The organism is Acinetobacter terrae (genome assembly GCF_002135195.1).
In the GTDB taxonomy this organism is placed as follows: Bacteria; Pseudomonadota; Gammaproteobacteria; order Pseudomonadales; family Moraxellaceae; genus Acinetobacter; species Acinetobacter terrae.
This window is the reverse complement of sequence record NZ_NEGF01000006.1, coordinates 1-20,695: the sequence shown is the minus strand read 5'-3', so window position 1 is coordinate 20,695 and position 20,695 is coordinate 1. Positions and strand designations below refer to the sequence as shown.

Sequence of the window (20,695 nt, the reverse complement as noted above, 5' to 3'; positions counted from 1 at the left end):
ACACAGCATATGAGGAACAGGTTATGGCTGATCAAAAACGTAAAATTGAAACCATTCGTTGTATTAAAAACTTACAGCTTTCAAATACATTGATTACAGGTCTTGATGATGCAGGACAAGCAGAAGCAATTGCACAGGCTGTGAGCTCACTTCAAGATTTGGCTGAGCAATGGAACTAAAGCAATTTTATTGAACAGTCGACATAGGCTGTTCAGGCCTTTTGCCAGCACAATTTTGAATAAATAAAAGCAATATCAAAAAATTGATACAAAGTTTTCATCAATGCCCTGTTTTTCTAGTATTTAATATCGACTATAAAATTCTTAAGATTTTTAAATCGTGAGATATTTCTGCATAATATCCTTATTATCTCTGCATTTTTTAAGAAATTAGGGATTTATCTTCACAGTTTCTCTGCAATTTTTTCGTACATTAGCATTATTGAAATTAATAAATTTTCTATGAGGGTTCAACATGAAAAAGATTTTGACAATTTTGGCAATCTCTTTCAGTGCATTGATGGCAAACAGTGTAACCACTGCTGCACCTCACGATAAACACGATAACAATCGTGGTTGGGATCAACCGCGTCATCAGCAGTCGAATAATGGGCGAGATTTTCGTAACCATGATGATGACGATGATCGTATGCAAGATAAACGCCGTGGTCGTGAAGAGCGTGGGGTAAAACGTCTACAGCAGCATAAATGGCAAACCGGTTATGTCATGCCACAGCATTATCGTGGTAATGGTTATAAAGTCGATTACAAAAGCCATGACTTGCCAAAACCCTCGCGTAACCAGCAGTGGTACAAAATCAATAATGACTACATTTTAGTGGATACTGACAGTAATAATATTGTGCGTATTCAAGGTTTCTAAACTCAGTTTTAAATTCTCCAAGCTCAAACTCCGGTTTGAGCTTTTTTTTGTTTTGCATCCATCGTTCATTTTAACAGCAAGTCTTTAACTGCAAGTTTTTCAACATTTTACAATCTTCTTTTTTTCTCCATGAATTTCACAATTCAACTATAAAGCTCTCATTTTTTATCTCTACTTTTTAGTTAATTTAGTTTCAACGAAATAACTGTTCTCTCTGAAAATTAGGTGAAAGATATGAAAAAAATTCTAACAACAATTGCGCTTTCTTTATCTGCATTGATGGCAACTTCAGCAATGGCAGCACCGGATCATCGTTATGATGATCATCAACGTTATAATCATGCTCCATCAAAGCCTGTAAAACAGGATGATCACCGTTGGGACAATAACAACCGTTATGACCACAATCGTTATGACAACAAACGTTATGATAATAAACTTGTAAACCCAAGTCGTGATTGGCGTACAGGTCAAAGCTTCCCGCGTGTATTTAGCTCATCTAGCTATAAAGTCAGCGATCGTGAAGCACACCGTTTACCCAATACTGGCCGTTATCAACAATGGTACAAAGTCAACGGCGACTATGTCTTGGTAAATGAACGTACCGACCGTATTGTACGCATCATCAACTAAAATCTGGTTTAAGTTTCCTCTTCCCTAAAAAACACCTGAATTCGATTCAGGTGTTTTTTTATTTTTAGCTTCCCCTCAATCATTTTTTGATTAGAATCAGAGAAGGAAATTTTTTAATTTTGAGATAGGTATGCAAACGAATTCATCTGAAACATCACAAAGCACAACTTTGCAATATGTGCATTGGTTTCGACATTCTGCGCCTTATATCAATGCTCACCGCAATAAAACCTTTGTTATTATGTTTGATGGTGAAGCGGTTCAACATGAAAATTTCCAGCATATTATTCATGACATTGCTCTACTGCATTCTTTAGGCATTCGTCTGATTCTGGTTCATGGCGCACGTTCACAGATCAATCAGAACTTAAAAGCCAGTGGCATTCAAACGCCATTCCATAATCATCGTCGTATTACCACGCGCGAATCTTTAAGTTGCGTGATGAATGCCGTAGGTTCTATCCGTTTGCAAATTGAAGCGCTGCTTTCGATGGGGCTTGCCAACTCACCGATGTACGGCGCACGTATTGATGTCATCTCAGGCAATTTTGTCACTGCAAAACCTTATGGCATTCGTGATGGTGTGGATTTCCAGCTTACCGGTGAATTACGTACCGTGGATACCGAGGCAATTCAACGCCATCTTAAAAATCATAATATTGTATTGCTTGGCCCAACCGGTTATTCCAACACAGGTGAAGTGTTTAACCTGGTCGCGGAAGAAGTCGCCACCAATACCGCTATTTTGCTTAAAGCGGACAAGTTGATTTTCTTGGGTAAACAACAAGGTCTGGTGAATGAATTCGGGCAATTGCAACGCGAAATTCCGCCTCATCAACTCGATCAGCACATTTTGCAGTACCAAGACTCCAATCCAGATATTGCTTTGCAGTTACGCGGTGCAAAGAATGCCTCACTGCAAGGCGTGCGTCGTGTGCATCTGATTTCTTATACCTATGATGGCGCATTGCTGGAAGAATTGTTCACCCGTGACGGTGCAGGCACAATGATGACCGATGCACATTATGAAGAAGTGCGTACTGCAAATATTCAGGATGTCGGTGGTCTGATGAATTTACTTCGCCCTCTCGAAGAAGAAGGCATTTTGGTGTATCGCTCACGTGAACGATTAGAAAGTGAAATTGAGCAATTTTCTGTGATTGAACGGGATGGTATGATTTTAGCCTGTGCCGCGCTTTACCCGATTCCAACTTCAGCCAATGAAATTAAATCGGCTGAAATTGCCTGTGTCGCTGTAGATCCAACCTATCGCAAGTCGAATCGTGGTAGCCAAATTCTGCATTATCTGGAAGACAAAGCGAAAAGTTTGGGCATTCAACAACTGTTTGTACTGACCACACGTACCGCGCACTGGTTTGTCGAGCATGGCTTTGAACCTGCGAGTGTCGACGATCTGCCGAATGCACGTCAGGCTCTGTATAACTACCAACGTAACTCTTTGGTGTTCAAAAAGTCACTTTAAAGTGGCTTTTTTTTATGCTTGTTATATCTTTATTTTATATATCTTTATCTATGTTTTTGCGAATTTTGTGACAATTTGCTTATGCAGTTTTTGTATAACCTTATAACAGCATGATATTTAAAATTAAATTAAATTAATATCAACAACTTAAACCATTAAAACAGCCTATTTTATTTTTCTTATAAATCACATTTTTACATAAGTTTTTCTTTTTTTTATTTATCTTTTTTCCTCATTAAGAATTCCTATTTTTTTATTTTTTTCGAAAAAGATAAAGCTTTAGCTTATGTGTTCAATATTCAACATTTCATTGTTGCGGAGCACACATTCATGAGCGCCATTCAAGCAAAATTCTGGGCGAAATCGCTGGTCCTTTCTTCAGTAGTTGCTGGCGCAATGATGATGTCAGGTTGTGGCAAAAAAGAAGCTGAAACGGTGACTTTAAATATCGGTTTCCAAAAATATGGCTTGTTACCAATTATTAAAGAACGCGGCACTTTAGAAACAGCATTGAAAGACCAAGGCATCAATGTGAAATGGGTCGAATTCCCTGCAGGTCCACAATTGCTTGAAGGTTTAAATGTCGGCAGTGTTTCCTTGGGTGAAGCAGGTGAAGCTCCTCCTATTTTTGCTCAGGCCGCCAATTCGAATCTGGTTTATATCGCCAACCAACCGGAAGCGCCTAAAGCTGAAGCGTTAATTGTGCAAAAAGATTCAGCCATTCAAAACATCCAGGATTTAAAAGGTAAACGTGTTGTCCTGAATAAAGGCTCAAACGTGCATTACTTATTACTCAAATTATTAGAAGCCAACAATCTGAAACTGGATGACATCCAAGTGGTGTATTTACCGCCTTCTGATGCACGTGCTGCTTTTGAAAAAGGCGCAGTGGATGCCTGGGTGATTTGGGATCCGTTCTTTGCAGCTGCTGAACAGCAGATTGGTGCCCGTGTCATTGCCACAGGTGAAAACTTGGTCAGCAATCATCAATTCTATTTGGCAGACCGTAAATTTGCCGAACAACATCCGGATGTACTCAAAGCTGTAGTCAATGAATTAAACACCACAACCCAATGGGTGTCCCAGCATCAAGACGAAGCAGCCAAACTTTTGGAAAAACCAACAGGACTCTCTAACGGTATCCTAAAAACATCCATTTCCCGCATGGGCTTTGGCGTGCAACCGATTTCAAACGACGTGGTTAAACAGCAGCAATATGTTGCCGACGCATTCTATAACCAGAAACTAATTCCAAACAAAATCAATATTCAATCCGCAATTTTAGCGAAGTAATGACACAACAATAGAGGACTCGACCATGACTCAACATCAGCAAGATAATAAAGCAATTACCTGGTTTAAAACATCCAGTCATGGCATGAATGCGATGCTGATTGCTTGCGCGATGTTGGGTTCAAGTGCAGCTTGGGCAGTCGATCCTTCTGTAAAACAGCTACGCGTGGGCTATCAAAAAGCTTCGCTCAATCTGGTGATTGCCAAACAACAGAAGCTGTTTGAACAGGAATTTCCAAACGCAAAAATTTCATGGAATGAATTTCCGGGTGGTCCGCAAATTTTAGAAGCGCTGGCAGTCGGTTCTATTGATATCGGTGCTACAGGCGATACGCCCCCTGTATATGCTCAGGCAGGCAACAAGCCATTGCATTATTTTGCTTATGAAACCGCAAAACCTTTGGCTTCTGCCATTTTGGTGCCCAGCAATTCCAAAATCACCCAACTTAGTCAGCTAAAGGGTAAACGCGTTGGGGTTCACCGGGGCTCAAGCTCACATTATTTATTGGTGCAAGCAGTACGCAAAGCAGGTTTGCAATGGACCGATATTCAACCGATCTGGTTAAGCCCTGCCGATGCACGTGCCGCTTTCCAGAAAGGTGCCATTGATGCATGGGCAATTTGGGATCCCTACTATGCTTCGGCTCAAGTGGAAGATAAAGCCAAAGTACTGGCTTCAGGTAAAGGCTTAAGTCCAAATTACACGTTTTATTTAGCTTCAGGCGATTTGGTTAAAAATCACCCACAGGCATTAAAAGGCATTATCAAGCAAGTGAACGTTGCCGATAAATGGGTACAAAGCAACAAGGCTGTGACTGCAACTATCTTTGCCCAAAGCACAGGTCTGAAACTGAATGTCAGCCAGACCTTTATCCAGCGTCGTCCTAATCCATCAAATGCTGCACTACTTACTCAAAAAGTGATCACAGACCAGCAAGAACTTGCAAACCGTTTTAGCGAACTCAAGATCATTCCGAAATCTATTCACATTCAGCAAGCCGTTTGGGCAGGCAAATAATCTAAGGATCAAAGCAATGAAAATTTTCTGGTTTATTCCTACGCATGGTGACAGTCGTTATTTAGGCACAAGCAAAGGCGCGCGTCAGGTCGATCATGCTTATATGAAACAGATTGCCGTAGCCGTAGATAACTTAGGTTACGAAGGCGTACTGATTCCAACGGGTCGTTCGTGTGAAGATCCGTGGATTACTGCTGCAAGCCTGATTGATGCAACCAAAAATTTAAAATTCCTGGTAGCTTTACGCCCAGGTGTAACCACGCCTGCTCTTGCTGCACGTATGGCGGCAACTTTTGACCGTTTATCCAATGGTCGTGTATTGCTTAACTTAGTCACCGGTGGTGATGAGCAAGAGTTGAAAGGTGACGGTGTCTATGAAGATCATGCAACACGTTACCAAACAGCAGCGGAATACACCAAAATTTGGCGTGAAATTTTAACCCGCTCGCATACAGGTGAATCGTTTACTTTCCACGGCGACCGCTTACAAGTCGATGATGCAAAACTGCTTTATCCACCGGTGCAAAAACCATATCCACCCCTTTGGTTTGGCGGTTCTTCTGATGCTGCGATCGAGCTTGCTGCAGAACAGGTTGACACTTATTTAACTTGGGGCGAGCCACCAGCAGCAGTAAAAGAAAAAGTTGAAACCATGCGCGCTAAAGCCGCTGCACGTGGTCGTACTTTAAATTACGGTATTCGTTTACACGTGATTGTTCGTGAAACCAATGAACAGGCATGGGCGGCGGCTGAAGAACTGATTCAATATGTTGATGATGCCACCATTCAAGCGGCTCAAAAGAAATTCAAACAAATGGATTCGGTGGGTCAGCGTCGCATGGCTGAACTGCATAATGGCGATCGTAGCAAACTTGAAGTCTCTCCGAACCTTTGGGCAGGTGTAGGTCTTGTTCGTGGTGGTGCAGGAACAGCATTGGTCGGTGATCCACAAACAGTTGCAGACCGCATTCAAGAATATGCTGATTTGGGTATCGATACCTTTATTTTCTCAGGCTATCCACATCTTGAAGAATCCATTCGTTTTGCTGAACTGGTGTTCCCACTGCTTCCATTAGAAACCCGTCAAAAATTGGCACAACCAAATTTGACCGGTCCTTTTGGTGAAATCGTGGCAAATAACTACGTGCCAGATGAGGCGAAAAAAGAAGTGAAAACTAAGGAGCCGGCTTAATGAGTAAAAGCATTTCTGCTGAAACCTTGGCAAAAACCAAGGTTTCACGTGGAACACAATTTGGGCAGCATTTGCTGCCCTGGTTGTTCCCGATCGCCCTGATCGCGATTTGGCAAATTGCATCCCGCACCGGTATTTTAGAAAGCCGTATTCTGCCTGCACCGAGTGCAGTGGTAAGCGCATTCTGGCATCTGTCGATCACGGGTGAACTTTGGCAACACGTTAAAGTCAGTGCAGGACGTGCCTTACTCGGATTATTCGTGGGTGGTGGCTTGGGCCTATTACTGGGCTTGCTGAATGGCTCTTCTAAAATGGCATCGACCCTGCTCGATACCACTTTGCAAATGATCCGTAATATCCCGGCTTTAGCATTAATTCCTTTGGTGATTCTATGGTTCGGGATTGATGAATCAGCCAAACTTTTTTTAGTTGCTGTTGGTGTGTTCTTCCCAATTTATATCAACACCTATCATGGAATTCGTTCGGTTGATCCACAACTCATCGAGATGGGTAAAAGCTATGGTCTGACCCGCTGGCAGTTATACAAAGAAATTATTTTACCGGGTGCCATGCCGTCCATTCTTGTCGGTTTACGCTTTGCATTAGGTCTGGTTTGGGTATTGCTCATCGTTGCAGAAACCATTTCCGCACAATCAGGTATTGGCTACATGACCATGAATGCACGTGAATTCTTACAAACAGATGTGGTGTTGGTGGGGATTTTACTTTACGCCCTGCTTGGAAAATTGGCCGATGTATTGGCAGTAGGCTTAGAAAAATACTTACTACGTTGGCATGCTGGATATCAAAAATAAGGAATAAGTCATGACTGATTTAAGTATAGGGCGACATGTAGCTGAAGATCCGACCGCGCCAGAACAGCCTGCAACTACAGATATCAATCCAACAGCTGTGGTCGGTGCAGAAATTCTGATTGAGCAACTGCATAAATTTTATGCTGATGTAACGGTTCTAGAAGATTTAGACCTGCATATTCAACCAGGTGAATTTCTTGCGATTGTTGGACGTAGTGGATGTGGTAAAAGTACCCTGCTTCGTCTGATAGCGGATTTAGAACAACCCAGCTATGGTGAAATCAAGTTTAAATCGGCACGACATATTCGCGAAGGCATTAGCAGTGATGACATCCGGGTCATGTTCCAGGACCCACGACTTTTGCCGTGGCGTAGCATTGAACAAAATGTCCAATTGGGTTTAGCCAAAGAGCATCAAGGCAATGCCTCTGCCCTGTTAGAGAAAGTTGGACTGAAAGAGAAAACCGGATTGTGGCCTTCACAACTTTCAGGCGGTCAGCGTCAGCGTACCGCGCTCGCTCGCGCATTGTCGCATAAGCCGCGCATCTTACTGTTAGATGAACCACTCGGTGCACTGGATGCGTTAACCCGTTTAGACATGCAGAGCCTGATTGAAAAACTCTGGCATGAGCAAGGCTTTACCGCCATTTTGGTGACCCATGATGTCAGTGAAGCAGTACAACTGGCCGATCGAATTATTTTGCTCGATAAAGGGCATATCGCTAAACAATTTAAGGTGGACTTACCACGACCACGTAAAAAAGATTACGCTTTTACCGAATTAGAGCAACAAGTTCTCAATGCTGTATTGGCGACATGATTTTTTACATTTGAAATGAGCACATTCTGACAATCGGTTTGGGCTCATCTCATGATTTAGGTTGTATAAAGCTCATCTTATTCTTTAATTAATTTAATCATTCATTTATCAATCTAGTATTTAACTTAAGCGTTCAATAAAATACAAAAAATCAATCTTATTGAATTATTTAACGATCGTTATTGCGCTACTTTATGCACTCTTTTAAAGCATCTTTGTACATTGCTCGAAAACTTGGCAATTTAATAGTTGATCTAAAAAATAAATCGTCAATATTCATAAAATTAAAACTTTTGCCTGTGCACAAATCTGATGATTTGCCGTACAATTTAAGGTTCCACTTTTAATTGTTTTTTAATGGCCAATGGAACAAAAAAAGAGTACTCAAAAACGACATCAACTGCTAAATGCAGCACTGGATGTATTTTCCCTTTACGGTTTTAATGGGGCAAGCTTAGACGAGATTGCTCAGATTGCTGAAATGCACAAATCCAATATTTTCTATTATTATGAAAATAAGGAAGCCTTGTACGTTGAAGTACTCACCACGGTATTACAAAAGTGGCTTGCTCCACTGCAAATGCTAGAAACAGAGCTTGAGCCTGAAGAAGCGATCACCAATTATTTATTGCAAAAAATTGAGGTTTCGCGTACCCAGCCAAAAGCATCTCGACTGTTTGCTTTGGAAGTGATTCAAGGTGCGCCGCATATCTTGCCAATTTTAAAAGGTCCGCTTAAAAAACTGGTGAAGCGTAAAGCCAAAGTCATTACCATGTGGCAAGAGCAAGGTAAAATTGCCAAAGAAATTGATCCCGAGCTTTTAATTTTGAATATTTGGGCGATTACCCAAAACTATGCAGATTTTGCGACCCAAATGGAAATGGTGACAGGCAAGACCTTGCGTAACCGTAGTATGCAGCAGCGGATCATCCAGCATACTGTCCATCTGATGTTATACGGCGTGATTCCTCGCCCATGATTCTTAAATTATAATTCTTAAATTATCGTCTAAGATAATTTTGGCATACGACCATAGACAACTATGGTCGCCGAATTTCCAACTCCACTCTGATTATTTGACCGTTTGATATAATTTTAATAATTTTTGCGCACCCAATAATAAATTTTCTTCCCAATCCAAATGCGCTGTGTCATTGGCACCATCGGTAATATATTTCACTGAAATTAATCGTACGCCCAGCTTCTTGCATACTTTTGCAATTGCGTAGCCTTCCATATCCACCAAATGACAGGGTACTTTCGGCGTACCTGTTTCAAAGCTGTCCCCGGTTCCACAAATGCCTTTTTCCAAATGCTGAAAATAGGACTCTAAATGAATTTCCGCAGGATGGTCATCATCCATAGGTGTCACCCCCACTGCAAAACCCAGTGGCGATACATCCATATCACGTTGCACAAAAGTCGTCACTTCCACCAAGGCATGCGCATCAAATTGAGAACTTCCCGCTGAACCCAAGTTCAGTAAGGTTTTACAGCCGGTTTTCTGAATCACTTCAAAAGCTTTAAAAGCTGCATTGACTTTGCCAATACCACTGTAATGCACTTGAATCCCCGCTTGTTCAAACAAACCTTTCGATTCATTGGGAAGTGCCATGATTAAAGCCAAATCCGACATTGCGATACCTTATTTATTTACCAACTCAAAACTGCACACATTAGAAAAGAATTAGAGAAAGAGTGCAAATTTTAAAATCCACCTTTAATCAATCTGCATTTTGATCTTTCTACACAACTATTTTTCGGTAGATATCCGATAATTTTTTTGGATGAAAACACAACAACAAGACGAACGCTCAAGATTATGGCAATATATAGCCCTGATAATTTTTCACTTATTGATTCGCCCATGAAGCTGCTCCGCCTGAATGCTTTAGCGCCAAATTTTCAATTGCCAAAAACTGCCGCTACGATTGGTAATTTTGACGGTGTACATTTGGGTCATCAGGCAATGATTGCACAATTAAAACAACTCGCCGCAGCACAAAATTTAAAAACCCTGGTGATGATTTTTGAGCCACAACCTTTGGAATTTTTTAAAGGTTATGAAGCGCCGCCTAGAATTAGTTCATTACGTGAAAAAGTCGAATACTTAACCGAACTGGGTGTCGACTATATCGCGATTGCGAAATTTGATAATCATTTCCGTAGTTTAAGTGCTGAAAGCTTTGCAGATATTCTCAAACAAAAACTCAATGCAGAACATCTGGTTCTGGGCGACGATTTCCATTTCGGTAAAAACCGTCAAGGCAATAGTGAGTTTCTGCGAGCTTACGGTTTTCAGGTCACTAATTTACATACCATTGCATTGGATGGACACCGCGTCAGCTCGACCCGGATTCGTCATACCTTGCAAGCGGGTGATTTAGCTTTGGCTGCCAAATTATTGGGTCGTCCGTATAGCATCACCGGCCGGGTACAATATGGCGACCAGATTGGACGTACCATTAATTTCCCCACCATTAACATTCGTCTAAACCGTCATAAACCCTGTTTAAAGGGGATTTACGGCGTTGAAGTATTATGTGAAACCGAATCTTTAAAAGACAAAGTAAAAGCCGACAATCCTGAAAAACTGGGGATTGCAGGCTATGAACCGACTGCCCTATTTGGTGCAGGACATGTTGGTACACGACCAGCCATCAAACAGGAACATCCTGAATGGCGATTAGAAGTACATTTTCCTGATGTTTCTGCTAATCTGTATGGCCTGTTAATGCGGGTGACGTTCTTGAACTATTTACATGGTGAAAAGGACTACCCTTCGCTTGAAGCATTGAAAGCGGGAATTGATGACGATGTTGAGAAACTGCTTGAGTTTCGACAAAATACGCCCGATTTCCCCTTTTAAATCCCACATTTTTTATTGTAAAACGCGTCAGCCTAAGACTGATTAAATTGGAAGACAACTTGCATGAGCGATAAGCAAACTCCTGAAAATGCAGTGGATTATAAAGCCACGCTAAACCTCCCAGGTACTGAATTTGCGATGAAAGCAAATCTCGCAGTACGTGAAGCAAAATGGTTAGAAGAGTGGTATGCCGACAACATTTATCAGCAGATTCGTGCATCGCGTATTGGCAAGAAAAAATATGTGCTTCACGATGGCCCTCCATACGCAAATGGTCAAATCCATTTGGGTCATGCGGTAAATAAAGTACTCAAAGACATCATCATCAAAAGCCGCATTATGGATGGTTTTGATGCACCCTATGTTCCGGGTTGGGACTGTCACGGTTTGCCGATTGAACTCAAAGTTGAAGAAAAAGTCGGTAAAGTCGGCGTTAAAGTGGATGCTGCAACGTTCCGTAAACATTGCCGCGAATATGCCTACACTCAAGTCGAATTACAGAAGAAAGACTTTGTGCGTATGGGTGTGTTTGGTGATTGGGACAATCCTTACCTGACCATGAATTTTGCCCAAGAAGCCAATATCGTGCGTTCATTGGGTGAAATCCAAAAACAAGGTCATATCCAACCGGGCCTTAAACCAGTCAACTGGTGTCTGGACTGTGGTTCTGCATTGGCAGAAGCTGAAGTTGAATACGAAGATAAAAAATCAGATGCAATCGACGTGGGTTTCAGCGTTGTTGATTTAGCAGATTTATCAGCGCGTTTAGGCCTAACTGTTGCCGATTCAACAGATATCGTGATCTGGACCACAACACCTTGGACTATTCCTGCGAATCAGGCGGTTGCCCTGCATGCCGACATTGAATACCAACTGGTTAAAGCACGTGGCGATGAAAAAGCAGCGCAAAACTTTATCTTGGCTAAAGATTTGGTTGAATCTGCTACTGAACGTTACGGCTTTACCACCGTTGAAGTAATTGCTGATTTTACCGGTAGCAAACTTGAGAACCTACAATTACAACATCCTTTAATTACTGAACGTCAGGTTCCTGTAATTTTAGGCGAACACGTGATTGCAACCAGTGGTACAGGTGCGGTACATACTGCACCGGGCCATGGTGTAGACGATTATAAAGTTGGCTTACTATATAACTTAAAAGTCGATAATCCTGTCGGCGGTAACGGTGTGTATTTACCGACTGCACCTGTTTTTGCAGGCGAGCACATCTATAAAGCCAATCCAAAAATTATTGCTGCATTAAGTGAAGCCAACAAGCTTTGGGCACATGTGGTGATCAAGCATAGCTATCCACATTGCTGGCGTCATAAAACCCCGATTATCTTCCGTGCGACCCCACAGTGGTTCATCAGCATGGATGAAAAAGGTTTACGCCAAGGTGCTTTAAACGCAATTGAAAACGACATCAGTTTTGTCCCAGATTGGGGTAAAAACCGTATCGAATCGATGATTGAAGGTCGTCCGGACTGGTGTATCTCGCGTCAACGTACTTGGGGCGTGCCAATCCCGTTCTTCGTGCATAAAGATACCAACGAATTACATCCGCGTACCCCTGAACTGATCGAAATCGTTGCAAAACTGATTGAACAAGAAGGCATTGATGGCTGGTATAACCGTGAAGCGAAAGACTTTATCGGTGCCGATGCTGAACACTACAATGCAGTACGTGACACATTAGACGTATGGTTTGACTCGGGTACAACGCATTATGCGGTACTTCGTCAACGTGAAGAATTGACTGATCCTGCTGATTTGTACCTTGAAGGTTCAGATCAACACCGTGGCTGGTTCCAGTCTTCATTGCTCACTTCTATCGCGATTAACAACCGCGCACCTTACAAAGGCTTGTTGACTCACGGTTTCGTGGTCGATGAAAAAGGCCGTAAGATGTCGAAATCCATCGGTAACGTGATCACACCGCAAGACATCATTAAAGATATGGGTGCAGACGGTTTACGTTTCTGGATTGCATCTTCAGACTACCGTTATGAAATGACCGCCGGTAAAGAAATCTTTAGCCGTGCATCAGATGGTTATCGTCGTATTCGTAACACCTTGCGTTTCTTGTTGGCGAACCTGAATGGTTTCCAACCGGCTACTGATGCATTGCCAGTCGATCAGTTGATCGCGCTGGATCAATACATCCTGCAACGTGCTGCTGACGTACAAAAAACCATTCAGCAAGCCTATGAAGATATGAACTTCCATATCGTGGCAAGCTCGTTGACCAACTTCTGTATTAATGACTTGGGTGGTTTCTACCTCGACATCATCAAAGACCGTCAGTACACCACCAAAGCGGATTCTCAAGCGCGTCATTCTGCACAAACTGCACTGTATCATTTGGTACAAGCTTTTGTCCGCTGGATGGCACCGATCTTGACCTTTACCGCTCAAGAAGCTTGGCCTTTAATTCCGGGTCAAACTGAGAAATACGTGTTCACCACTGAATGGTATGACATTCCTGTTGCATCGAAAGCCAACCTGGTTTCAGAAGCTGATTGGCAAACCATGATTGCGGTTAAATCTGCGGTGAACAAGCAAATTGAAGCAGCACGTAATGCCAAACTGATTGGTTCGAACTTGTCTGCCAAAGTTGAACTTTGGGCAAATGCTGAATTGAAAGCGGTGCTTGATCAGTTAAGTGATGAACTTCGTTTCGTTCTGATCACATCGACTGTCATTGTAAATGCATTTGATGAAGCACAAGGTGAAGCAACAGATCTTGAAGGCTTACGCGTGAAAGTATCGGCTGCAGAGGGCGAAAAATGTGCCCGTTGCTGGCATGTTCTTCCGGATGTGAATACACATCACGAACATCCAGGTCTTTGTTCCCGTTGTATTATTAACCTTCCTACAGGTCAAGGCGAAGAGAGAAAATATGCCTAATCCGCAAACTAAAAAGGGCTTATTCCAATTCTACCCACACAATCTAGTGTGGGTGGGTTTATCCATTGTCGCGATTATTCTCGACCAATGGACCAAATGGATTGCAACGACACAGCTGAATTATGCAGATCCTGTGCCGGTACTGCCCTTTTTAAATTGGACATTGCTACATAACTATGGCGCAGCCTTTAGTTTCTTGTCTGATGCCGGTGGATGGCAACGTTATTTCTTTACTTCACTGGCAGGTTTAGTGTCTGTAATTTTTGTATTTTGGCTGATGCGTATGCCGAAAAAAATGGTGATTTTACCGATGGCGATTGCCCTGATTTTGGGTGGTGCGATCGGTAACTTAATTGACCGCGTTTCTTTAGGTTATGTGGTCGATTTCATTCACGTTTACTACAATAACAGCCACTTCCCTGCTTTTAATATTGCAGATAGTGCCATTACTGTAGGTACTATTTTGCTGCTGATCGATACATTTTTCCTAGAAAAGCAACGTATTCAACGTGCGGAAGCGCAACACAATGACTGAAATTATTAATCCAAACGAAGAAATTCGTATTAATGATGGCTCGAAAGTAGAGCTTCATTTTTCGGTGGCCATTGAAAATGGTGCGGAAATTGATAACACTCGTAGCCGTGAAGAACCGGTTAGTTTGGTGATGGGCGATGGCAGCTTATTACCGGGGTTTGAAAAAGCACTCTTTGGTTTACGTGCCGGTGACCGTCGTACCGTGAGTCTTCCTCCTGAAGATGCTTTCGGTCCTTGGAACCCTGAAAACGTACAAAAATTTGATACAGTTAAATTCGAACAGACACCGATTGTCGGTCATATGATTGAATTTGAAGATAAAGCCAAACAAAGCTTATTTGGTGTAGTGAAATCAGTGGGTGAAGACATCACCGAAATTGATTTCAACCACCCGCTTGCAGGCAAGGACATTACCTTTGAAGTGGAAATCTTTAAAGTGACCCCTGCCGGTCAGCAAGCTATTAAACTGATGTAAAAGATCATCTAACTGATGATTTTTTAAAAGCTCCTTCGGGAGCTTTTTTAGGTTATGAAGATACAAATCCCTAATATTCAGCCCCTAATATTCATATTAATTTAGACCCTAGCTAACTTTATAAAAAATACAGGTTCGATATGAAAATTCAAATTATTGTCGGTAGTATTCGTGAAGGTCGTATTGCGATTAAAGTCGCGCGCTGGGTACAACGAAGTATCGAAAGAGCCAATTTCAGTACAGTTCAGGCTGAACTGGTCGATTTAAAAGAATGGAACCTGCCTATTTTTTCAGGGGCACATCCACCGATTACCGGTATTTATGATCAACCGCAACAACAGGAATGGGCAGACAAAATTGCTTCGGGTGATGCCATTATTTTTATTAGCCCTGAATATAACCATGGCTACAGCCCTGCACTTAAAAATGCTTTGGATTACTTAGGCAAAGAATGGCAAGGCAAACCTGCTGCTTATATTGGCTATGGCGCAACCAACGGCTCACGCTCGATTGATCAAATCCGTCAAGTCGGAACGCAACTCGGTTTAGTCGATAGCAATGCGGTAATTGAAATTCGTGACATCTTCTCACGCAATAAAACTGAAGAATTCGAACCTAATGAATTTGATAACAAAAATCTAAAATCCGTTTTGGATAAACTGATTCAATACGTGAGTGCTTAATATTTTCGATATGAATGTACGTTTTAGCTTACAAGAGTTGCCGAATATATCCACTTTTCACATATTACTTTTCACACTATATTTAATTCATAGCGAGACAGGATGTCTTCATAGCTTAAAACTAAAATGATAAGTGATGACAACAGCAGGATGCTGATAGGTACGACAGGAGTTATACCTACAAAGTGAATATAAAGAAGCCTCGACAGGATGTCGGGGCTTCTTTTTTTCAAAATAATTTAATTCTTCTTATAGTCATTTAATATCATGATTTAAAGTGAACCCGCCACCTGTCGAAAAGCGCAATTAAACGACCAAAATTTACATCATGCTGAAATATCAAATTTATAATCAAATTCAGCAAAAACAATTATCCATAACACCTTTATGAACGATTAGAATCGAGTTAAAGATTATTCTAGGCATCATAAGCAAAACAATAAAAATACTTGAGAGAGAAATTATGCAATTAGAACATCATTTTCTGAATGATTATGCAAAAGTATTCATGGCTCATCCCGACAACAATGCATGTCATGATTTAGCACAATATATTGAGAACAATCTTGAAGAGCTGATGCAACAAATCCATCAGCATGGCATCTTGATTTTTCGAGGATTTAACATCCAGCAAACGGATGAATTTCATCAACTCATTGAACAAAAATTCAAGTTACAGCCTTGGAATTCCTTTAATCCTAATATGCCGGGTTGGGTTGCATCGTGGATGCGTAAATACAGTGAAAGTATTTTAGGCGCGGGCGATTATCGACGCTATATTGACCGTAATACCGTTCAATTAGGGCCAGTAGAGAACTCTGTACAAGGTCCGCATGTGGAAGGGGGTGTCCGTTCTGAACGCTCGCGCTATATCGCTTTATATTGTCAGGAACCATCAACTTATTTGGCTGAAACTGGGTTTAATAATCTGGAGAAAATTTGGGAAAATTTTCCTGAATCAGTGAAGCAAAAATACCAAGGCACCTGGAATCATTTTTCTTATGTCTCATCACGTAAAATTAATTTTATCGATCGAATTTTACTGAAAAAAAGTCCTTTTAGCGTGAGTATACTACCTGACAAGAAAGCCAAACTCACCTTGCAACGTGCTCCTCTGGTAATTAAGCATCCTGTTACCCAAAAGCTGGCGCTACAACCTTGGGCGTTTGCCAACAATACCAATCCATTTGCTTATCAGGCTGCACAAAATTGTTTTGAAAATCGTGGTGATATCCAAATCGATTCCACTGCGGATGGTATGCAGCTGACCTGGGAGATTTTTAATCAGCAGGGTCATAAAGTTGAATGGGCAGATCAAGAGAAACAAGCCTTTTTTGATGCGATGTATCAAGATGCCCTGTTATTACAATGGCAGAAAGGTGATGTTGCCATTGTCGATAATATTAAAATTGCCCATTGGCGCATGAATGGTGAACAAGGCAACCGTAAACTCATTCAGATTCAGGCCAATGTATTTAATGCTGATGATCATTATGCCGCGTAATTCAATCAGATGATTTACGCAAATACCTTTAAAAGCCCGACATTTCAATAAGGGCTTTTGGATGAAATTATTTCGCAGTCATTTTGAGTAATCGGGCGTTTTTACCATCTTCAATGACCCAAATTGCACCGTCTGGAGCTTCCAGCAAACCACGGATACGCTGTTTCATATTTAAGCGCTGAACTTCCTTCACTGGCTTCATTTCGGTATCAACAACTACAATAGCCTCTGAAGATAAGCCACTGATCAGGGCCTTATTTTTCCAGGCAGGAAATTGATTGCCTTTATAAAATATCAGGCTAGATGGAGAAATCACGGGAGTCCAGCTGATTTCCGGTGCTTTAAATTCAGGTCGGGTATTATGGTCAGGGATATCTTTCCCATCATAATGATCACCATTCGAAACAACGGGATAACCATAGTTTTCACCTTTTATGATGAGATTGAGCTCATCGCCACCTTTAGGTCCCATTTCAGCCACCCAAAGCTGACCTTTACGATCAAATGCAATACCTAGAGGGTTGCGATGACCCAAAGTCCAGACCTGTTTGGCAATCTCGCCTCGGTTCATAAATGGATTACCTGAAGCAGGTGTACCATCATCATTTAAACGTAAAATTTTGCCTAAATTCGATTGCATATCTTGCGCAGGATTAAACTTTTGACGTTCTCCTGAACTGATCCAGAGCTTGCCATCTGGGCCAAATAACAGCCGATGGCCATAATGTCCCTGACCTTGTACTTTAGGCACTTGTTGCCAAATCGTCCTTAAATTTTTAAGTTTCGGCTGTTGAGGATTGGATAAATCCAATTCGCCACGTGCAACCACCGCCCCATAGCCACCCTGTCCTGCTGCTGCATAGCTGATATAGACTTGACGGTTCTGTGCAAATTGCGGATGCAAGGCAATATCTCCCAAGCCACCTTGTCCACCATAAACCACTTTAGGCACACCTTTGATTTCGACTTTTTGCTTGGTTTGGGGATCAAATAATTGTAATTTGCCTTTTCGCTCAGTAATCAGTAAACGACCATCTTTTAAAGATGCGATGGCCCAAGGTTCATTAAACTGTGCAATCGTACTAAGTTGATAACTTTGTTGTATTTTTGAGGAGGATTGCTGTTTTTGCTGTTCCTGTGGAATGTCATTTTGTGCATGACAAGCCGTTAAGCCATAAAAAGTTAAACTTAAACATAAAATGGCAGCTGTGGGAATTTGGTTCATACTTTATTCTTCTTTAATGAACATCATGACCAATTTAGCATTACCAGACAAACCACTACATATAAAAAACCAAGTAATCGTAAAAAGATATGACATTTCACTTGATGAATTGATCAAGCCAAATCAGGTTTTCTATGGCTTACTGAATACAGGATTGATCGCGTTTAATTTTTGCTTGGTAGAGTTGCTGATCTGCTGTTTTCATCAAGCAATCTACACTTTTATAGATATGTACAGAGTCCATAATAGCCACGCCTACACTAATCGTAATAAAGTCTTTTCCTGCTTCACGGTTGATATGTTCGAGTTGAAGTTCACGTATAACCCGACACAATTTTTCTGCAAATTTTTGAGTCTGTTCCATATTCAAATCAGATAACAAAATAGCAAACTCTTCCCCACCATAGCGCGCTAAAAAACCGGATGCCGGCAAAATTGAACCTATCGTCTTGACCAAAGCTTTTAAAATATCGTCACCTTTAAGATGACCATAATGATCGTTATATTTTTTAAAATAATCGACATCAATCATATAAAATCCCAACGATGATCCGGCTTGAATCGCCTGCTCAAAGCGTTGTTGTATCTCTATATTTAATGCATAACGGTTATAAGCACCGGTTAAGGCATCGGTACGAACTTGATGTGCCAATTGCTCATTCAGTTGCATTATGGCCTGAGTACGCTCCTGGACTTTTTTATCGAGAGTTTTATTCCACTGCAATAGTTTCTTATTCAACAATTCAGTTTTATAGCTCTGCACAGCATAATCACGGCTGAGCTGCAAGGTGACCACCATAAAATATATACACGAAGTATAAAAAGCGATTTCAACCGAATCGATCAGCTTTAACCCTAATAAATAATCATGTATAAAGGTAAGACAGACTAAAACAATGGCAAATGCATTGGCCTTGGAATAGGGAATTTGATCCCGATAGATCCGATAAACCGCATATAAAAGATTGGCAAAAATCAGGAATGAAATGGCAAAACTTTGAAAAAAGAAGCTTTGAAAGACCAAAGGCTGTTGAGTCAGAGTCACTACTATATTGATACCGATCATTACACAGGTGATCTGTAATAAGAAACGGTGAATGAGCTGATGAGGCAATAGAAAAATATAGAGCAGAAAGAATAGGCAAACCAATTCAGTCAGTAAATATTCAAGTCGTGTTCCCCAAAGCCAAGAAATATTGGTAAATAAGGTATAAATAAACGGAACAGCAAAAAAACTACGCAGACTCAGACATAAAATAAACAGTCCCAAGAACAGCCAAATATGACTAGGCTGCCTCTGTGCAATACGATACAGCGCAAACAACACCATAAAGCAACCAATCATCAGCAATACACCACTCACAATAGTAAGGGGAATCACTTGGCGATAAAATTTGTACAGAATCGGTTTATTGAAACCAATAAAAATACTGTTTTCTAGACCACCCCGAATATGCTGAAAACTTGAGACTTGAATGGTAATTACTACATCGGTTTTATTTGGAAAAAATGACACCAATTTAGGTGCCATTTCTGTTTGATGATGTTCCTCTACACCAACTTGCCCAACTTTGGTGAGTAAACGATCATCTACAAATAATTGATAGGCCCCATACTGATATGGGATATACAAATAGATTTGTTGCCCTACTGCAGACTCAGGTAATTTAAAATGTTGCTGAAAGGTCGCTAAACCATCTTTCTGCCCTGAAATACTAAGAAATGATGCGGGTAATTGAACTGTTTTAATAATTTTGAATGGAGAAATCTGCGACACTTCAGAGCCAATGATCAGTTGATTAGGATAATAATTCCATACACCATCAAGTCGTGCATTATGGTGTCTATCAAAATTTAAAGGTGTTGAAGCATAGACTGCTGTACTCGGCAGAAATAGGCATACAGAGAAAATAGCACTGAGAATAAAGCGGAACATGCGGAAAAGATAAGGAGGGATTAAGTGGAAAAGTATAACATTTAACCTTAAATCAATAAGCTTATTTGACCGGCCTAAAATTTAGTCTTTGATTCAAAAGATAATTTAATCAAAATCTAAAGATTTACCTTAATTTTTCTCTTTATTCCGCGCATAAAAAAACACCCTGACCGATTAGATCAGGGTGTTTTCAGGAATAATGAGCTGGCGATGACTTACTCTCACATGGGTAACCCCACACTACCATCAGCGCAAAGAGGTTTCACTTCTGAGTTCGGGAAGGGATCAGGTGGTTCACTCTTGCTATTGTCGCCAGCACAACTGTTTATGATTACTCGCTATGGTCTTATTTACACTGGGTGTATGCCTAGCTTTGGTCAAAAGAGTTATTAACAGATATATTTGAGTCAAAGTTTAAGGAC

General features: G+C 41.2%; 19 protein-coding genes and 1 rRNA gene. 16 read left to right on the top strand and 4 right to left on the bottom strand.

Annotation, left to right across the window (positions count from 1 at the left end):
* The first annotated feature begins 23 nt into the window (after window positions 1-23).
* The 10 genes from B9T23_RS16790 (at window position 24) to B9T23_RS08190 (ending at window position 9,115) form a co-directional block, all read left to right on the top strand.
* Entirely contained in the window at window positions 24-179 is a 156-nt protein-coding gene (locus B9T23_RS16790; protein ID WP_165493775.1) for a hypothetical protein, read from the top strand.
* 295 nt (window positions 180-474) lie between these two features.
* The gene (locus B9T23_RS08230) at window positions 475-882 is read left to right on the top strand and encodes an RcnB family protein (protein ID WP_086193757.1); all 408 of its coding nucleotides are present in this window, start codon (window positions 475-477) and stop codon (window positions 880-882) included.
* Window positions 883-1,116: 234 nt separating this feature from the next.
* On the top strand, window positions 1,117-1,515 hold the full coding sequence (locus B9T23_RS08225) for an RcnB family protein (protein WP_086193756.1): 399 nt from the start codon (window positions 1,117-1,119) through the stop codon (window positions 1,513-1,515).
* Between the two features lie 130 nt (window positions 1,516-1,645).
* Window positions 1,646-2,998 (top strand): amino-acid N-acetyltransferase, encoded by a 1,353-nt coding sequence (gene argA, locus B9T23_RS08220; RefSeq protein WP_086193755.1) that lies wholly within the window; start codon window positions 1,646-1,648, stop codon window positions 2,996-2,998.
* Window positions 2,999-3,328: 330 nt separating this feature from the next.
* A complete protein-coding gene (locus tag B9T23_RS08215) occupies window positions 3,329-4,291 on the top strand; it encodes a sulfonate ABC transporter substrate-binding protein (protein WP_086193754.1) in 963 nt (320 codons plus the stop codon).
* Between the two features lie 85 nt (window positions 4,292-4,376).
* On the top strand, window positions 4,377-5,309 hold the full coding sequence (locus B9T23_RS08210) for a sulfonate ABC transporter substrate-binding protein (protein ID WP_228145914.1): 933 nt from the start codon (window positions 4,377-4,379) through the stop codon (window positions 5,307-5,309).
* Between the two features lie 16 nt (window positions 5,310-5,325).
* A complete protein-coding gene (gene ssuD / locus B9T23_RS08205) occupies window positions 5,326-6,501 on the top strand; it encodes an FMNH2-dependent alkanesulfonate monooxygenase (RefSeq protein WP_086193752.1) in 1,176 nt (391 codons plus the stop codon).
* Window positions 6,501-7,316, top strand: a complete 816-nt coding sequence (gene ssuC, locus B9T23_RS08200) for an aliphatic sulfonate ABC transporter permease SsuC (protein WP_086193751.1) — start codon at window positions 6,501-6,503, stop codon at window positions 7,314-7,316. The genes ssuD and ssuC overlap by 1 nt, the downstream gene beginning before the upstream one ends.
* Before the next feature lie 10 nt (window positions 7,317-7,326).
* A complete protein-coding gene (locus tag B9T23_RS08195; RefSeq protein ID WP_086193750.1) occupies window positions 7,327-8,136 on the top strand; it encodes an ABC transporter ATP-binding protein in 810 nt (269 codons plus the stop codon).
* A gap of 364 nt (window positions 8,137-8,500) precedes the next feature.
* Window positions 8,501-9,115, top strand: coding sequence for a TetR/AcrR family transcriptional regulator (locus B9T23_RS08190; RefSeq protein WP_067725289.1), 615 nt, complete (start codon window positions 8,501-8,503; stop codon window positions 9,113-9,115).
* A gap of 93 nt (window positions 9,116-9,208) precedes the next feature.
* Here the strand turns inward: B9T23_RS08190 and B9T23_RS08185 are convergent, their stop codons facing one another.
* A complete protein-coding gene (locus tag B9T23_RS08185; RefSeq protein ID WP_086193749.1) occupies window positions 9,209-9,772 on the bottom strand; it encodes a phosphorylase family protein in 564 nt (187 codons plus the stop codon).
* A 231-nt stretch (window positions 9,773-10,003) separates the two neighbouring features.
* Here B9T23_RS08185 and ribF point away from each other — a divergent pair, with 231 nt between their 5' ends.
* The 6 genes from ribF to B9T23_RS08155 all read left to right on the top strand — a co-directional run bounded on the left by ribF (window position 10,004) and on the right by B9T23_RS08155 (window position 17,112).
* Window positions 10,004-11,005: a bifunctional riboflavin kinase/FAD synthetase gene (ribF, locus tag B9T23_RS08180; protein ID WP_086193882.1), complete on the top strand. Its 1,002-nt coding sequence runs from the start codon at window positions 10,004-10,006 to the stop codon at window positions 11,003-11,005.
* A gap of 63 nt (window positions 11,006-11,068) precedes the next feature.
* On the top strand, window positions 11,069-13,915 hold the full coding sequence (gene ileS, locus B9T23_RS08175; RefSeq protein ID WP_086193748.1) for an isoleucine--tRNA ligase: 2,847 nt from the start codon (window positions 11,069-11,071) through the stop codon (window positions 13,913-13,915).
* Window positions 13,908-14,450 carry a signal peptidase II gene (gene lspA, locus B9T23_RS08170; protein WP_086193747.1) on the top strand — a complete coding sequence of 181 codons (543 nt, stop codon included), beginning with the start codon at window positions 13,908-13,910 and terminating at the stop codon, window positions 14,448-14,450. The genes ileS and lspA overlap by 8 nt, the downstream gene beginning before the upstream one ends.
* A complete protein-coding gene (locus B9T23_RS08165) occupies window positions 14,443-14,925 on the top strand; it encodes an FKBP-type peptidyl-prolyl cis-trans isomerase (protein ID WP_086193746.1) in 483 nt (160 codons plus the stop codon). The genes lspA and B9T23_RS08165 overlap by 8 nt, the downstream gene beginning before the upstream one ends.
* 140 nt (window positions 14,926-15,065) lie before the next feature.
* Window positions 15,066-15,608 (top strand): NADPH-dependent FMN reductase, encoded by a 543-nt coding sequence (locus B9T23_RS08160; RefSeq protein WP_086193745.1) that lies wholly within the window; start codon window positions 15,066-15,068, stop codon window positions 15,606-15,608.
* A gap of 463 nt (window positions 15,609-16,071) precedes the next feature.
* The gene (locus B9T23_RS08155) at window positions 16,072-17,112 is read left to right on the top strand and encodes a TauD/TfdA dioxygenase family protein (RefSeq protein WP_086193744.1); all 1,041 of its coding nucleotides are present in this window, start codon (window positions 16,072-16,074) and stop codon (window positions 17,110-17,112) included.
* Window positions 17,113-17,179: 67 nt separating this feature from the next.
* Here the strand turns inward: B9T23_RS08155 and B9T23_RS08150 are convergent, their stop codons facing one another.
* The 3 genes from B9T23_RS08150 to rrf form a co-directional block, all read right to left on the bottom strand.
* The gene (locus B9T23_RS08150; protein ID WP_086193743.1) at window positions 17,180-18,337 is read right to left on the bottom strand and encodes a PQQ-dependent sugar dehydrogenase; all 1,158 of its coding nucleotides are present in this window, start codon (window positions 18,335-18,337) and stop codon (window positions 17,180-17,182) included.
* Between the two features lie 139 nt (window positions 18,338-18,476).
* A complete protein-coding gene (locus tag B9T23_RS08145; protein WP_086193742.1) occupies window positions 18,477-20,273 on the bottom strand; it encodes a sensor domain-containing diguanylate cyclase in 1,797 nt (598 codons plus the stop codon).
* A gap of 202 nt (window positions 20,274-20,475) precedes the next feature.
* A 5S ribosomal RNA gene (gene rrf / locus B9T23_RS08140) occupies window positions 20,476-20,590 on the bottom strand.
* Window positions 20,591-20,695 lie beyond the last annotated feature (105 nt).